This is a genomic window from Mycolicibacterium tusciae (genome assembly GCF_002086795.1).
Lineage (GTDB): Bacteria > Actinomycetota > Actinomycetes > Mycobacteriales > Mycobacteriaceae > Mycobacterium > Mycobacterium tusciae.
The window spans coordinates 141050-156763 of record NZ_MVIM01000006.1; the positions used below are offsets into that span (position 1 = coordinate 141050).

The window sequence follows — 15714 nt, forward strand, 5'->3', positions numbered from 1 at the left end:
AGTGTTCCGGCGATCGATCGTGCTGGCGTCAACAGTGCTGATCACGGCCGCATTGGCGGGGTGCGGGAACACCGACAGTTGGGTCGAGTCCCATCCCGCGTCGGGCTGGCCCGCCCAGTACGGCGACGCCCGCAACAGCAGCTACGAATCGACCGCGGGCGCCGACGGGTTACGGCTGGAGTGGACGCGCTCGGTCAAGGGCGAACTCGCCGCCTCGGTCGCGCTGGGATCCGGCAGCTACCTGGCCGTGAACGCGCAAACTCCGTCGGGCTGCTCGCTGATGGTGTGGGAGACCGACAATCGTGCCCGGCAGCGCTGGTGCACCCGCTTGGCGCAGGGGCCGGGGCCTGGAGGACCTCTCTCCAGTGCTCTTTTTGATGGCTTCGACAACCTCTACGTCGGTCAGCCCGGCGCAATGCTCTCGTTCCCGCCGACGCAGTGGATCCGCTGGCGTCAACCCGTCATCGGGATGCCGACCACGCCGCGGATCCTGGCTCCGGGGCATCTCCTGGTGGTCACGCACCTGGGCCAGGTGCTCGTGTTCGACGCCCAGAAGGGTGTGGTCGACGGATCTCCCATGGATCTCGTCGCCGGTGTCGACCCCAAGGATCCCGAGCGCGGACTCGCCGACTGTCGACCTGCCCGTTCGCGCTGCCCGGTGGCGGCCGCACCGGCCTTCGCGGAGCAGACCGGAAGCGTCGTGCTCAGCCTGTGGGAGCCGGACACCGACGCTCCCGTTCTTGTCGGGTTGCGCTACCGCCAGGGACAGAACCCGATGCTCACGCGCGAGTGGACCAGCGACGCTGTCGGCGGCGGTCCGATCGCCAGCCCGGTGCTGTCCACGGACGGATCGACCGTGTACGTCAACGGACGCGACGAACACCTGTGGGCGATCAACACCGACAACGGCGAACCGAAATGGTCGGTCCCACTGGACTATCTGGCGCAGACGCCGCCGTCGGTGTCACCCGACGGGCTGATCGTGGCCGGCGGTGGACCCGGCGCGAAGCTGATGGGCATCAGGGATTCCGGTGACGGGGGCGAGGTGGTGTGGACCCGCGATGACGTCGCACCGCTGACGACATCGAGTCAGTCCGGCGCACATACGGCTTACGCCGTCGCACGCGACGGGGAAAGCGGTCAGGCGTTGCTCGTGTTCGACCCGGCAGACGGCCGCACCCTCAACCGCTATCCCCTGCCCAACGCGGGCGGCTGGCCCGTTGGTGTCTCCATCGGACATGACCGCCGCGTCGTCACCGCGACAAGCGAAGGCCGCGTGTACGGATTCGCGCCGGCTTAGCACGACCGTTCGTCGCGCGAAACCGACCGCCTATCGCGGCCTAACAACACTGTCACCGCTTCGTAACAGCCCGCGGCCACAGGCATGCCACCATCCCGGACGTCGCACTTTCCAACAGCGCCAGGGAGGCAACCTTGTCCGAATTCCTCACGACGGTAAACGGTTACGTCTGGAGCAACGCGCTGGTCTACCTGTGCCTCGCAGCGGGCCTGTACTTCTCCGTGCGGTCCCGCTTCGTTCAGGTCCGTCAGGTCCCCGAGATGATTCGGCTGATGCTCAAGGGTGAGAAGTCACCGTCGGGTGTCTCCTCGTTCCAGGCTTTGACGATGTCGCTGGCCGGCCGGGTCGGCACCGGCAACATCGCCGGTGTCGCGACGGCGATCGCGTTCGGAGGCCCGGGGGCGCTGTTTTGGATGTGGACGGTCGCGTTCCTCGGCGCATCGACCTCGTTCGTCGAATGCACGCTGGGCCAGATCTACAAGACCCGCGATCCACTCACCGGCGAGTATCGCGGTGGGCCCGCCTACTACCTCAGTCGAGCGTTCGCGAACACCGCCGCAGCGCCCGCGATGAAGGTGTACGGCTACGTCTTCGCCGCGGTCACCATCCTGGCGATGGGCCTGCTGCTGCCCAGCGTCCAGTCCAACTCGATGGCCTCGGCGATGAACTCCGCCTGGGGTTGGTCCAAGTGGTGGGTGGCCGTCGGCATCGTTATCGTGCTGGCGTTCGTCATCATCGGCGGGGTCAAGCGGATCGCGACCTTCGCGTCGGTCGTGGTGCCGTTCATGGCCGTCGTTTACATCGTCCTTGCCCTGATCATCGTGCTGCTCAACGCCGGCGAGATCCCTGGCCTGATCTCGCTGATCTTCTCCAGCGCGTTCGGGCTCGACTCGGCGTTCGGCGCGATCATCGGCTCCGCGGTGATGTGGGGCGTCAAGCGCGGCATCTACTCCAACGAGGCGGGCCAGGGCACCGGTCCGCACGCCGCGGCCGCCGCCGAGGTCTCGCATCCGGCCAAGCAGGGCCTGGTGCAGGCATTCGCCGTGTACATCGACACGCTGTTCATCTGCACGGCCACCGGCTTCCTGATCCTGTCCACCGGGGCCTACCGGGTGTTCGAGGGCGAGAGTGCCGACGGTGCGGTCATTCGCGAAGGCGGTTCGATCCTGCCCGCCGACGCCGAGGTCGGCCCGACGTTCGCGCAGATTGGTTTCGACACCCTCTGGAACGGCGCAGGAGCGAGCTTCATCGCGATATCGCTGGCGTTCTTCTGCATCACCACGATCATCGCCTACTACTACATGGCCGAGACCAACCTGCGATTCCTGCTGGGCAAGGCCAACACCGTCGACGTCCCGTATATCCGGGGCACGATCGGGTCGAACACTACGATGTTGCTGCAGGCACTGATCCTGGTCTCGGTGACCATCGGCGCGGTGTCGACCGCATCGGACGCGTGGACGCTGGGTGACATCGGCGTCGGCCTGATGGCGTGGCTGAACATCATCGGCATCATCATCCTGCAGCAACCTGCCTACCGCGCACTCTGGGACTACGAGAAGCAGAAGAGGGCGGGGCTGGATCCGGTGTTCGACCCGCGAGCCCTGGACATCAAGAACGCCACCTTCTGGGAGAACTACGACCCCGCCACCGGCAAGGACCGCGAGCCCGCGCGAACGTGACCGCAGCCTAGAGCGCCAGCATCGGCGCGAGAGCCGCCCGCGGCACCGACGCCTGGACCGGTCCCGCCGATTCCGCGAGCATCTGGCCCTGGCTGAAGAAAAACAGCACCTTGTCATCGGTCAGCGCGAAGTTCTGGTAATTGGCCGGATCGAGTCCCACGCTCTGCGGTATCGCGTTCAGCACCCCTTGCGTCTTGAACAGGTCGTCGTTCACCGCGGGGTAGATGACGTCAAGAGGTTTGGTGCCCGGTTTGAACAGCGAGTCGAACGTGATGGGCGCCTTGGTGGCGAGGTTCCAGTTGAACGACTCGTAATAGGTCTGCGGTCGCGCGCCACCGACGTTCTGGTACACCTCGAACACCAAGCTCTCAGTGCCGAGCAAGGGCAATCCCGAACGGTAGCCGGTGCCCTTGGCGTCGAGTACATAAGGCAGACCGCGGGACCCGGGCATCTCCGAGACGTTGACGAAGCCGACGCGCGCCTGCGTCAGGTAGTCGGCCACCGCCCGCTGATCCGGGTACTGCGCCGGGAAGGTGAAGTCCAGGAGGTAGGTGTCGTTTTCGGCGTGCACCCGACAGGTTTGGTCCGGGCCGACGGTACCGCCCAACTCGGCGCACGCCGACTGAGCCATCGCTGTCGGAGTGCCGATGATGCCGGCAACGGCGCTGGCCGCCATGACGGCGGCCGCCACCTTGAGAATGCGCATCGTTGGACGTCCTCGCAGCCGGCTCCGGCTCGACCGCCGGTGCATCACTGTCAGGGTACGTGGACTTTACGCGGACGGCCGAAACGGCAGAAATTCAGCGAGAGGGGCGGCAGATGAATGCCGTTGCCCTGCTTGCGGCCCCAGCACCGAGGCGGGTGATCACCACCGAGACCGCCTGCGTACCGCGCAGTCTGAGCCGCTGCCGCAGCGCGTCGGGATCGACATCGACACCACGGACCAGGATTTCGGCTGCGCCCACGTCGCGGCCCGAAAGCGCCTGACGCAGGCGGCGTTCGCTGTAGCCCAGCTCCTCGAGCACCTCGAAACCACGAACCCCGGTCGGCAACCGATCACCGGACAGGTAGGCGATTTCGGCATCGAGTTGCCACAGATCATGTCTGGCGCCGTAATGGCGCACCAGGCCCGCGCGGACAACCGCACCGTCGGGATCGACAATCCATCGACCGGCCGGCGCGACTGTGCAGTCGTCGGGGTCGGCGTCGGTGATCTCCTCCCCCGTGTCGAGCATGCTGGCTCGGCGGGTCACGCCGGGCGCCGCCAGTCCCGTCGACCACAGGCACGCTTCGCGCACACCGCCGCCCACCGACGTCACCTCGATTTCACCGGTGAAACCCAGTTGCTTGATCCCGTCGAAATCGATTCCCGGCGCGCACTTTACGGCGATATCCCGGTCGCGGTACACGTCGAGCAGCGCATCGAGTCCCGGGGTGTAATCCCGCGGATCGAACCGGCGCCGTCCGCCGCTGCGGCGCGCCGGGTCGAGCAGGACGACACCAGAGGCGGTGATCGGCCGCAGCGCGTCGGCCCGGCACACATCCACGTCCACGACGTTGTTCCGCGCCATCGCCAACCGGACCGGGTCGAGATCGCTACCGACGAGAGCGGCCGCGCAGTTTCGCAGCGCGGCAAGTTCGGTGCCGACGGAACACGTCGCATCGTGCACCACCGCGCCGGACAAGCGTCGGGCCCGGTGAACGGCGACGCGCTGCGCCGTCGCCTGCTGCAGCGCCTCGTCGGTGAACAGCCAGTCTCCGGGATCGTCGAACTTCGCCGCGGCCCTGCGCCGCAAGAGCGTTGTTTCCACCAGAACAGCGGACCATTCACCGAAACGCTTACGCGCCGTGGCGATATCGGCGACCAATGTGGCATCGGTGAGCCGCAGGTCAGCGACGTCGCGCAGCGCCAGCTTCCCGACGGCGCTGCACAGGTACTCGACGTCGTCGAGCGAAAAATCTACGACGGCTTGACCCCGGTGACCATCACGTTGTAGAACCAGCCCTTGGGGACGACCTGCCGCCACAGGTTGTTGTCAACCCAACTCAACGCGATCCAGCTGTTGAAGGCGAATTTCGCGTAGCCCCAACCCAGCCGGCCGGGCGGCACCGCGGCCTCCAGCGTGCGCAACGGCCAGCCGAGCATCGCAGCGGTGAATTCTGTTGTGGCAGTCGATACCTCGACGGCGCCGGCGCTGTGTGCCATGCGCTCCAAGTCGCCGGGCGAAAAGGTGTGCAAGTCGACGATCGCTTCCAGCGCGGCCGCTCGTGAGGACTCGTCGAGCTCCTCCTGCGGGCGGCGCCAGCTCGACAACCCCGGCAGTTTCGTCAGGTTCGTCACCGCGCGCCACGTCAACGTCGACAACGGCCGCGCGTAGTTCTCACCGGCGTTGCTCGGCTCGCCCGCGAAGATGAACCGGCCGCCGGGCTTGAGCACCCGCACGACCTCACCCAGCGACAACTCGACATCCGGGATGTGATGCAACACGGCGTGGCCGACGACGAGATCGAAGGTGTCATCGTCGTACGGAATGCCTTCCGCGTCGGCGACCCGGCCGTCGATTTCGAGGCCGAGGTTCTCGCCGTTGCGCAGAGCCACCTTCACCATGCCCGGCGACAGGTCGGTGACCGAGCCGCGGCGCGCCACCCCGGCCTGGATCAGGTTGAGGAGGAAAAAACCGCTACCGCAGCCGAGCTCGAGGGCACGGTCGTAGGGCAAGTTGCGCAGCTCTTCCTCGGGCACCGTCGCGTCGAACAGATCGCGGGCGTAGTCGACACAGCGCTTGTCGTAGGAGATGGACCATTTGTCGTCGTACGACTCGGCTTCCCAGTCGTGGTACAGCACCTGGGCGAGCTTGGAGTCGTGGCGGGCCGCCTCGACCTGCTCCGCGGTGGCGTGCGGATTGGGGACCGGAGCCGCGTCAGCGGCGACATTAGAGGCAGTGTCAGATTCCTCAAAGCTCATAAGAGGGCAGCCTAAAGGTCGAACGTGGCCTTGGCGGCAGCCAGTACCTGAGCTGGGTGTTCGACGAACCGCTGCGCCCACGCCAGGGCCGCGTCGTATACGCCGTCGGGCGCGACCATCTCGTCGATCAGGCCCAGTGCCAGCGCCTCCTTGGCATCCATGAACCGCCCGCTGAACACCATGTCCTTGGCCTTGGACAGGCCGACCGTGCTGACCAGCCGCGACGTGCCGCCCGCGGGCACCAGTCCGGCCAGAATCTCGGTCACCCCGAACCTGACGTTGTCGCCGGCCACCCGCCAGTCCGCGGCCAGCGACAGGTTCAGTCCCCCGCCCAGCGCGTACCCCGTGATCGCGGCGACCGTCGGCCTCGGGATCGCAGCGAGCGCGTCGACCGCGCCCCGGCACACCCGGGCCGCCTCTGCGGATTCGGCGCTGTTGAGCAGCGACCGCTCGGGCACGTCGTCACCGGCGGAGAAGATCTCGTGGCCACCGAAGACGATGACGGCGCGGACGTCCTCGCGACCGCCGATTTCCGCCGCGGCCGCTTCGAGCTCGCGGTACACCTGCCGGGTGAGGGCGTTGGTCGGCGGTCGGGACAGCAGCAGCGTCGCGATGCCCGGGTGCTGCTCGTTGGTGTGGACGGATACGAACTCGTTCATGCCGACGGTATGTCCCGGCTGTAGCCGTCGGGCGCGCGACGGTTGCGTGCGGCGTTGTACCGGTCGCTGTTGAAGAACTCGATCTCCCAGTTGCCTGTGTCCGTATCGGCCGCAAGATGCGGCTCGACCGGCACGATCTTGCGGTCCACGGCAAGCACTTCGGCGACTGTGCGCCCGTTGAGTGAATCGAGCTGCGTCCACGTGGGCGGAAGCAGGAACGATTTGCCCTCGGCGAACTCGTCGAGACCGGCCTGCGGGGTGCTCCAGAACGCTCTATCGGTTTCGGTGTTCTCACCGTCGGCGCGCTGGCCCTCCGGTAGCGCACCCACGAAGAAGTAGGTGTCGTAGCGTCGGGTGCGCTCCTCCTTGGGCGTCACCCAATTCGCCCACGGGCGAAGCAGATCCGCGCGCAGCACTAGCTTCTCGCCACGCAGGAAATCGGCGAACGACAGCGAGTGATTCGCCAGCGCCGTCCGGGCGTCGCCGTAGATCGATGCGTCACTCACGATCCCATCGGGATCGTCGGCAGGCCCGGCGAACAACACACCGGACTCTTCGAAGGTCTCCCGCGCCGCGGCGCACACCAGCGCCTCGGCCAGATCGGGCGCGACGCCGAATCGTTCCGCCCACCAGGCGGGTTCGGGCCCGTACCACGCGATCTCGGCATTGCGGTCGCGGTCGTCGACGCCACCGCCCGGGAACACCATCACGCCGGCGACGAAGTCCATCGCCGAGTGCCGCCGCATCAGAAAAACCTTGATTCCGGCCGCGGTATCGCGGACGAGCATGACCGTCGCGGCCGGTCTCGGGACCAGTGGATCTTCGGTCATGCTCGCCTCCTGTGCGCCGCGCGGCTTCTGGCCCGTCGCGCGAAGTAGCGTCCGTCGGCGTTCTCGAGAAGGATCGACTGGCCGAACGCCGTGGACAGATTCTCGGCGGTCAAGACGTCGGGAAGCAGGCCGGAGTCGACGACCTTGCCCTCCGACAGGATCAGGCCGTGGGAGAAGCCGCGCGGGATCTCCTCGACGTGGTGGGTGACGAGCACCAGCGCCGGAGAATCCGGGTCGAGAGCCAGGTCCTCCAGCCGCGCAAGGAGGTCTTCGCGACCGCCGAGATCGAGGCCCGCCGCGGGCTCATCGAGCAGAAGCAATTCGGGATCGGTCATCATCGACCGCGCGATCAGCACGCGCTTGCGCTCCCCCTCGGACAGGGTGCCGTAGGCGCGTTCGGCGAGATGCTCGGCGCCGACGCTTTCGAGCATGTCTATCGCCTGCTCGTAGTCGATGTCGTCGTAGCGCTCCCGCCACCGGCCCATCACCGAATATCCGGCCGACACGACCAGGTCGCGGACCACCTCATCGTCGGGCACCCGCTGCGAAAGCGCGGAACTGCTCAACCCGACGCGGGACCGCAACTCTGCCATGTCGGTCCTGCCGAGGCGCTCACCGAGAACCAGCGCTGTGCCCGAGGACGGATGCTCCATCGCGGCGGCGATTCGCAGTAGTGACGTCTTACCCGCACCGTTGGGGCCGATGACCACCCAGCGTTCGTCGAGTTCGACCGACCACGTGATGGGCCCCACCAGAACCTGGCCGCCTCGGCGCAGCGACACCTTGGCGAAGTCGATCAGCAGGTCGGGGTCGGCTGTATCTCCTTCGACGACTGGCACCTGCCCATCGTAGTGTGGCGAATTCGGCGCGCTGACGCACCGCTGCGGACTGTTCGCGCGCCCAATTCGCTGGCCTGCGCGACGTTGGCCCAGCCGCTGACGGCAAGAACACGCTTAGGCGTGATGCGCACGAAGAATTGCACAAGCGGACCGATGCCGAACGCGTAGAGCACGGTGCCGACGCCGACCGTGCCACCGAGCAGCCATCCGATCGCCAGCACGGTCGCCTCGATGGACGTACGGACCAATCGCACCGACAGGCCAGTTCGCACGACCAGTCCAGTCATCAGGCCATCGCGGGGACCGGGACCGAGCCCGGCCCCGACATAGAGCACCGTGCTGAACGCGTTGAGAACGACGGCGCCGACCATCATCGCGATGCGCGCCGGCGTCGACGTCGGCACCTGGATCAGCAGCAGACCGAGGTCGACAGTGACAGCGATGACGATGACATTGGCGATGGTGCCGATTCCGGGCCGGTTCCGCAGCGGTATCCACGCCAGCAACACGGCGACGCCGACCACCCCCGACGCGATGCCGATCGTCATGCCCGTGTGCACGGCCAACCCCTGATGGAACACATCCCAGGGGTCGAGTCCCAGCTCCGAGCGCACCATCATCGCCATCGACAAGCCGTAACCGGCGAGGCCGACCAGCAGCGCCGTACCGCGCAGCGACCCTCGCGTCAGCGCGCCCGTCACGAGTGATGCGGGAAGCGCATGCGGATGAGCTCCACTTCGCGCGCCATGCGTTCGGCGTCGCGGTCGAGGAAATCAACGCATCCGGCCGGCGCCTGCCAGCTGAACATCCTCGCCAGTTCACGGCCCAGTTTTGATAGCCAATTCATTCTCACAAGTCGATAATCCAGCCGACTGGCTTGCTCATCAATAGCCAGTTGGCGCATACTGGCTTGCAAATGACAGTAGAAATGGCTGCCCGAGCGCTCGATGTGGACCTCTTGGCCCGCGAACTGGGCAATTGGCGCACGTCCAGTCAAAGTGGACCCGCCTACCAGGGACTGGCCGACGCGATCCGGTTGCTGATCATCGACGGCCGGGTACCGGTCGGCGCACGACTGCCCAGCGAGCGCACACTCGCCGATGCGCTGCGGGTTTCGCGCACGACGGTCACCGCCGCGTTCACACAACTTCGCGAGGACGGCTATCTCAACGCTCGTCGAGGGGCCAGAAGCACAACGGCACTGCCGGTCGCGCCCCCGGTCAGGAACGTCGCCTTGCCGACCGCACTGAGTCTGGCCGCGGCCGCCCTGTCCGCTCCCGCCGCAGCCGTCATGGAGGCGTTCGTCGACGCCACCCGCGACGTCACGCCGTACCTGCACGAACCGGGACATGAACTCGTCGGGGTGAGCACGCTGCGTCAGGCGATCGCTGAAAGATATTGCGAGCGTGGCCTTCCCACCGATCCCGACGAGGTGTTGGTGACGACGGGGGCGCTGCACGCGATCTCGTTGATCCTGACGACGTACGTGCAGCCGGGCGACCGCGTGCTGGTCGAGCAGCCCACCTATCACGGCGCACTGTCCGCCATCACCACCGCAGGGGCGCGACCGGTCCCGGTCGCGATGACCGACGCCGGCTGGGAGCTAGACGCCGTGCAGGCGGCGGTCCACCAGCTCGCGCCGAACCTTGCGTACTTCATCCCGGACAACCAGAACCCCACTGGGCTCACCATGCCGGTGGAGGACCGGAAACGCTTGGCCCGCATCATCGCCGAGACACGTACCCGCACGATCATCGACGAGACCATCCTCGACATGTGGCTGAACGAGCCGATGCCGACTCCCCTGGCGGCGTTCATGACGACGCGACGCGACCTGGTCATGACTGTCGGCTCGATGTCGAAGTCGTTCTGGGGTGGATTGCGCGTCGGCTGGATCCGCGCCGAGCGCGCCACCATCGCGACGATCGCTGCGCTGCGGCCATCGATCGACATGGGCACCCCGGTGCTCGAACAATTCGCCGCGGCAAGGCTTCTCGGCTCCCGCGAGGAAATCCTGCCTGAGCGCCGCGAGATCCTGCGGACCCGTCGCGCCCTGCTGCAGTCGCTGCTGAGTCGTCACCTACCCGACTGGGAACCCGGCACAGGAGTCGGCGGCATGTCGCTGTGGGTGCGCCTGCCCGCGCCGATGAGCACCGCGCTGTCGGCGGCCGCCTCGCGGCTGGGCCTCGAACTGCCCGCGGGGCCGCGCTTCGGGGTCGACGGGACGCTGGAACGATTCGTGCGCATCCCGTACGCGCTGCCCGAGGAGCAGCTCGCCGAGGCCATCGAATTGCTGGCCCGTGCGTGGCACAGCATCACCGGTTCGGCAGCGCCGGAGCCGACGACCGTCGTCGTCTAAGCCGCCATCCGTGGGCCGTCGATCATGCCCCGAGTCACCACCGGCAATACGATGGCCCCCTGCATCATCATCGGCGAGCGCGCCGCGCAAATGATCAAGGACGCCCACGCGGCCTGAGAAAGGAAACACATGTCGGAAACCAAACTCACCGTTATTTACGACAACCCCACCAACCCTGAGGAATTCGAATCGGCTTACCAGGTCGAACAACTGGAGGCCGCCCGACGAATTCCCGGCCACCTTCGCCTCGAGGCCTCGAAGGTATGGCCCAAAGAGGACGGCAGCCCGACGCCGGCCTACCGCTGCATTGACCTGTACTTCCCGGATTACGACAGCGCATGCGTAGCGGTCACCACGCCTGAGGCGCAGGGCTTCTTCGACGCCTTGAGCCGGCTGGCAACCGGGGGCGTGCGGGTGCTCATGTCAGACATCGAGGTTCGGGCCGTGTGACGCTCGGAAGCGCTCAGTCGGGGATGTCGACGCGTCGCATGAGGCCGTCGCGTGCGTCGGCGGCCTCGATCTCCCCGCGGGTGATGCCCAGGATGAAAAGCACCGTGTCCAGGTACGGGTGGCTGATCGACGCGTCGGCGACTTCGCGCAACGCCGGTTTCGCGTTGAACGCCACACCCAGGCCGGCGGCGGTGAGCATGTCGATGTCATTGGCGCCGTCACCGACGGCCACCGTCTGCTCCATCGGCACCCCGGCCTGGTGGGCGAAGTCGCGTAGCGCCTTGGCTTTGCCTGGCCGATCGATGATCTGCCCCACGACCCGACCGGTCAGTTTTCCGTCAACGATCTCGAGCTCGTTGGCCGCGACGAAATCCATCTCGAGCTCATGCGCCAGCGGTTCGATGACCTGGCGGAAGCCGCCGGACACGATTCCGCAGTGAAAGCCCAAGCGCCGCAACGTCCGTAGCGTCGTCCGCGCACCCGGTGTCAGCTCGATCTGCTCGCCGACCTCCTCCAGCACGTTGGCGGGTAGGCCGGCCAACGTGGCGACCCGACGGTTCAACGACTCGGTGAAGTCCAACTCGCCTCGCATGGCCGCCTCGGTGATTTCGGCGACCGCCGCGTGGGCGCCGACCCGGCGGGCGAGCATCTCGATGACCTCACCCTGGATCAGCGTCGAGTCGACATCAAAGACGATGAGCCGCTTGGCCCGTCGCGAAAGGCTGTAGTCCTCGAGCGCGATGTCCACACCCTCGTTGACCGCCACCCGCGCCATCGCGGCCTGAAGTTGCGCGTATGTATTCCCGGCGGGCACCGATACCCGTAGCTCCAAGCCGGTGACCGGGTAGTCGGAGACCCCGCGGATGAAGTCGATGTTGACGCCCAACGCCGCGACTTCACGGGCCACGACGCCGAAGGCCTCGGCGCTGATCGGACGCCCGAGCACGACGATGGTGTGGGTGGACGGTTCCCGCAGCACGGGTAGCCCATCGCTGGGCTCGATCGTGACATCCAAGCCGAATCCCTGGACCGCCGAGCGCACCTCGTCGTGCAGCGCAGCGCCACCGGCGACCTCGTCAGGACCCGCGACCAGTACGCCCAGCGTCAGTCGAGAGCGAATGACAACCTGTTCGACGTTGAGAAGCTCGACTTTGTGCCGTGACAGGACCTCGAAAAGCGCCGACGTCACACCTGGTTGATCCGGACCGGTGACGGTGATCAACACCGATGAGCGCTTGCGCGAAAATCCGATGGGTGGAGCCACCTTTCGCCCATTCACCCCCGGTAGACCTGCAATCCCGTCAGGTGCGAACGTTCTCGTCGTCCAGTCGCGTCACGTCACCGTCCTCCGGCCCGTGTGCGCGACCCACGTGCGCCTCGGCGCGCATCCGATCCACCATGTGCGGATAGTGCAGCTCGAAAGCGGGCCGCTCCGAACGGATCCGGGGAAGCTCGGTGAAGTTGTGGCGCGGCGGCGGGCAGCTGGTGGCCCACTCCAGCGAGTTGCCGTAACCCCACGGATCATCGACCGTGACCGGCTCGCCGTAGCGCCAGCTCTTGAACACGTTCCACACGAACGGAATCGTCGAGATGCCGAGGATGAACGAACCGATCGTGGAGACGACGTTGAGCGTGGTGAAGCCGTCCGACGGCAGGAAGTCGGCGTACCGGCGCGGCATGCCCTCGTCACCCACCCAGTGCTGGACCAGGAACGTCACGTGGAACCCGATGAAGGTCAACCAGAAGTGCAGCTTGCCCAACCGCTCGTCGAGCAGTCGGCCCGTCATCTTCGGGAACCAGAAGTAGATGCCCGCGTAGGTCGCGAACACGATCGTGCCGAAGAGCACGTAGTGGAAGTGTGCGACGACGAAGTAGGAGTCGGTGACGTGGAAGTCCAGCGGCGGGCTGGCCAGCAGCACGCCCGACAGACCACCGAGGAGGAAGGTGACGAGGAACCCCACCGAGAAGAGCATCGGTGTTTCGAAGGTCAACTGCCCTTTCCACATCGTGCCTATCCAGTTGAAGAATTTGATACCGGTCGGCACGGCGATGAGGAACGTCATGAAGCTGAAGAACGGCAGCAGCACGGCGCCGGTCGCGTACATGTGGTGCGCCCACACCGCCACGGACAGCGCCGCGATCGACAACGTCGCGTAGATCAGGGTGGTGTAACCGAACACCGGTTTGCGGCTGAAGACCGGGAAGATCTCGGTCACGATGCCGAAGAACGGTAGCGCGATGATGTACACCTCGGGATGCCCGAAGAACCAGAACAGGTGCTGCCACAACAACACTCCGCCGTTGGCCGGGTCGTAAATGTGGGCACCGAGATGGCGGTCGGCGGCGAGGCCGAACAGCGCGGCGGTCAGGATCGGGAACGCGATCAGCACCAGGATCGACGTCACCAGGATGTTCCAGGTGAAGATCGGCATCCGGAACATGGTCATGCCCGGTGCGCGCATGCAGACCACGGTGGTGATCATGTTGACGCCACCAAGGATGGTGCCGAGACCACCGACGGCCAGGCCCATGATCCACAGGTCACCGCCCGCGCCTGGCGAGTGGATCGCGTCGGTCAGCGGCGAGTAGGCGGTCCAGCCGAAGTCGGCGGCGCCGCCGGGGGTGATGAAGCCAGCGATCGCGATCAGCGCGCCGAACAGGAACAGCCAGAACGAGAAGGCGTTCAGGCGCGGGAACGCCACGTCGGGTGCGCCGATCTGCAGCGGCAGCACCAGGTTGGCGAACCCGAACACGATCGGGGTGGCGTAGAACAGCAGCATCACCGTGCCGTGCATGGTGAACAGCTGGTTGTACTGCTCGTTGGAGAGGAACTGCAGGCCGGGCATCGCCAGTTCGGTGCGCATGAACAGCGCCATCAGCCCGCCGATGAAGAAGAAGATGAAGCAGGCGACGCAGTACATGATGCCGATCAGCTTGTGATCGGTGGTGGTGATCAGCTTGTAGACCAGGTTGCCCTTGGGGCCCATCCGAGCCGGGAACGGACGGCGAGCCTCGAGTTCTCCTATTGGGGGCGCTTCGGCTACCAACAGTTCCTCCAAACATCCAGTCGGGAAATCCCGGCGGTCTTCACTGATGAATCCTAGCGCCCGGTGTACCCGGAAGTCGTGGTGGTCCTACAAACTGTCGTAAATGATTCGCGACACGGGCTGACCTGCCACGAGGTGCTCGGATGTTACCGTCGGCGGCGTGCTGATCAGCGGACCCCGCGCCGGCCTCGTGGCTGCTCGATCGTTGGGGTCGGCGGCGATCGCGGCCGGGCTCACGATCACCGTTGTCACCGGCTGCGGGTCGCTGGGCGGAAACGCCGCCCCAGCCCCCGGCCAGCAATCCGTCGTCACGAGCACCACGAAGATCGCCAGCGCGGGTGTACTCGGCAATCAGCGCAGGCCAGACGAATCTTGTGCACCCGAGCCCACACCCGTCGACCCCGGACCACCGGACCGCCGGGTCCGCCATGCGGCGGGTGAATCCGAGGTGCGGGCGGATCCGCAGCGCATCGTGGTGCTCTCCGGCGACCAGCTCGACACGTTGTGCGCGCTCGGTCTGCAGACGCGCATCGTGGCCGCCGCGCTCCCCGACGGCTCCAGCAGCCAACCGTCGTATCTGGGCAAGGTCATCCACGACGTGCCCGGGGCAGGCTCCCGCAGCGCACCCGATATCGATGCGATCAAGGCCGCGAACCCCGACCTGATCCTCGGCTCGCAGGCACAGACGCCCGACGATTTCGGTGAGCTGTCGGCGATCGCCCCCACGGTGTTCAGCGGCCCACCCGGCGGCGCGTGGCAGGACAACATGCGGACGGTCGGCGAAGCCACCGGTCGCCTCGACGCGGTGAACGGGCTCATCGATGGCTTCGAAGTGGCTGCCGACAAGATCGGCGCCGAGAACGACGCCACCCATTTTCAGGCGTCGGTCGTCCAGTTCACCGAGACGACGGCGCGAGTGTATGGCACGGACAACTTCCCGGGCAGTGTGCTGGGAGCCGTCGGCGTCGATCGTCCTGCGGCACAACGGTTCAAAGACAAACCGTTCATCGAGATCGGTATCACCGACACCGACTTGGACAACTCGCCCGACTTCTCCGCGGCCGACGGCGACATCGTCTACCTCTCGTTCGACTCCCCCGCGGCCAAAGAGCGGGCGCCGCGCGTGATGGAAAGCGATGCGTGGCGGAAGCTGTCGGCCAACCGCGACAACCGGATCTTCGCGGTCAACAACGAGGTGTGGCAGACCGGCGAAGGCATTGTCGCCGCCCGCGGAATCCTCGCGGACCTTCCGTGGATCAACGCTCCGATCAATTAGCGTGGCGCAGATGTTCCACATCTTGAAGTCCACCTATCTGCAACCGCCCGACGTCGTCAACGAGACCAGGCCCGCCCATCTGGAGTGGCTGAAGGGCGAGGTTGCCGCCGGCCGCATCGTGCTGGCGGGGCGCCTGGAGGACGAGTCCGGGGCAATCCTGATCACAGGCGACCTCAGCGCCGAGGAGGCGCAGTCCATCGTCGACCACGATCCCTACACGGCCGCCGAGGTGGCTCGGTATGAGCAATTGGCGTTCAACGGGGCCTTCCGTGCTCCAGGACTGTAGGAACTAACTCACAGTTTCGGC

General features: G+C 66.3%; 16 protein-coding genes and 1 pseudogene. 7 read left to right on the forward strand and 10 right to left on the reverse strand.

Going from position 1 to position 15714, the window contains the following annotated elements:
• Position 1 precedes the first annotated feature (1 nt).
• On the forward strand, positions 2-1300 hold the full coding sequence (locus BST47_RS13315; RefSeq protein WP_083125998.1) for a BamB-related PQQ repeat family beta-propellar protein: 1299 nt from the start codon (positions 2-4) through the stop codon (positions 1298-1300).
• A gap of 134 nt (positions 1301-1434) precedes the next feature.
• Complete coding sequence (locus BST47_RS13320) at positions 1435-2982, forward strand: alanine/glycine:cation symporter family protein (RefSeq protein ID WP_083125999.1); 1548 nt, start codon at positions 1435-1437, stop codon at positions 2980-2982.
• Positions 2983-2989: 7 nt separating this feature from the next.
• On the opposite strand, the gene BST47_RS13325 is transcribed toward BST47_RS13320, so the two are convergent.
• The 8 genes from BST47_RS13325 to BST47_RS13360 all read right to left on the reverse strand — a co-directional run bounded on the left by BST47_RS13325 (position 2990) and on the right by BST47_RS13360 (position 9179).
• Positions 2990-3688 carry an esterase gene (locus BST47_RS13325; RefSeq protein ID WP_083126000.1) on the reverse strand — a complete coding sequence of 233 codons (699 nt, stop codon included), beginning with the start codon at positions 3686-3688 and terminating at the stop codon, positions 2990-2992.
• A gap of 94 nt (positions 3689-3782) precedes the next feature.
• Entirely contained in the window at positions 3783-4985 is a 1203-nt protein-coding gene (locus BST47_RS13330) for a THUMP-like domain-containing protein (RefSeq protein WP_083126164.1), read from the reverse strand.
• Positions 4943-5947, reverse strand: coding sequence for a class I SAM-dependent methyltransferase (locus tag BST47_RS13335; RefSeq protein ID WP_083126001.1), 1005 nt, complete (start codon positions 5945-5947; stop codon positions 4943-4945). The genes BST47_RS13330 and BST47_RS13335 overlap by 43 nt, the downstream gene beginning before the upstream one ends.
• A gap of 11 nt (positions 5948-5958) precedes the next feature.
• Positions 5959-6606, reverse strand: a complete 648-nt coding sequence (locus tag BST47_RS13340; RefSeq protein ID WP_083126002.1) for an enoyl-CoA hydratase — start codon at positions 6604-6606, stop codon at positions 5959-5961.
• The gene (locus BST47_RS13345) at positions 6603-7436 is read right to left on the reverse strand and encodes an NUDIX hydrolase (RefSeq protein WP_083126003.1); all 834 of its coding nucleotides are present in this window, start codon (positions 7434-7436) and stop codon (positions 6603-6605) included. Before BST47_RS13345 ends, BST47_RS13340 begins: the two co-directional genes overlap by 4 nt.
• On the reverse strand, positions 7433-8275 hold the full coding sequence (locus BST47_RS13350) for an ABC transporter ATP-binding protein (protein ID WP_083126004.1): 843 nt from the start codon (positions 8273-8275) through the stop codon (positions 7433-7435). The genes BST47_RS13345 and BST47_RS13350 overlap by 4 nt, the downstream gene beginning before the upstream one ends.
• Positions 8233-8976 carry a membrane protein YczE gene (yczE, locus tag BST47_RS13355; RefSeq protein ID WP_083126005.1) on the reverse strand — a complete coding sequence of 248 codons (744 nt, stop codon included), beginning with the start codon at positions 8974-8976 and terminating at the stop codon, positions 8233-8235. Before yczE ends, BST47_RS13350 begins: the two co-directional genes overlap by 43 nt.
• Positions 8973-9179: a hypothetical protein gene (locus BST47_RS13360; RefSeq protein WP_083126165.1), complete on the reverse strand. Its 207-nt coding sequence runs from the start codon at positions 9177-9179 to the stop codon at positions 8973-8975. The genes yczE and BST47_RS13360 overlap by 4 nt, the downstream gene beginning before the upstream one ends.
• A 12-nt stretch (positions 9180-9191) precedes the next feature.
• On the opposite strand from BST47_RS13360, the gene yczR reads away from it, so the two are divergent.
• The 3 genes and pseudogenes from yczR to BST47_RS13370 all read left to right on the forward strand — a co-directional run bounded on the left by yczR (position 9192) and on the right by BST47_RS13370 (position 11084).
• Entirely contained in the window at positions 9192-10634 is a 1443-nt protein-coding gene (yczR, locus tag BST47_RS13365) for a MocR-like transcription factor YczR (protein ID WP_083126006.1), read from the forward strand.
• Between the two features lie 18 nt (positions 10635-10652).
• A pseudogene (locus tag BST47_RS31760) lies at positions 10653-10751 on the forward strand (GMC oxidoreductase); the annotation flags it as partial.
• Positions 10752-10763: 12 nt separating this feature from the next.
• Entirely contained in the window at positions 10764-11084 is a 321-nt protein-coding gene (locus BST47_RS13370) for an EthD family reductase (protein WP_083126007.1), read from the forward strand.
• A 13-nt stretch (positions 11085-11097) separates the two neighbouring features.
• Here BST47_RS13370 and serB read toward each other — a convergent pair whose 3' ends face one another.
• Entirely contained in the window at positions 11098-12348 is a 1251-nt protein-coding gene (serB, locus tag BST47_RS13375; RefSeq protein WP_207568598.1) for a phosphoserine phosphatase SerB, read from the reverse strand.
• Between the two features lie 37 nt (positions 12349-12385).
• Positions 12386-14131 carry an aa3-type cytochrome oxidase subunit I gene (gene ctaD / locus BST47_RS13380; RefSeq protein ID WP_083126167.1) on the reverse strand — a complete coding sequence of 582 codons (1746 nt, stop codon included), beginning with the start codon at positions 14129-14131 and terminating at the stop codon, positions 12386-12388.
• Positions 14132-14291: 160 nt separating this feature from the next.
• Between ctaD and BST47_RS13385 the strand changes: the two genes are divergently transcribed.
• Complete coding sequence (locus BST47_RS13385) at positions 14292-15407, forward strand: iron-siderophore ABC transporter substrate-binding protein (RefSeq protein ID WP_083126008.1); 1116 nt, start codon at positions 14292-14294, stop codon at positions 15405-15407.
• A 10-nt stretch (positions 15408-15417) separates the two neighbouring features.
• Positions 15418-15693 carry a YciI family protein gene (locus BST47_RS13390; protein WP_083126168.1) on the forward strand — a complete coding sequence of 92 codons (276 nt, stop codon included), beginning with the start codon at positions 15418-15420 and terminating at the stop codon, positions 15691-15693.
• Positions 15694-15714 lie beyond the last annotated feature (21 nt).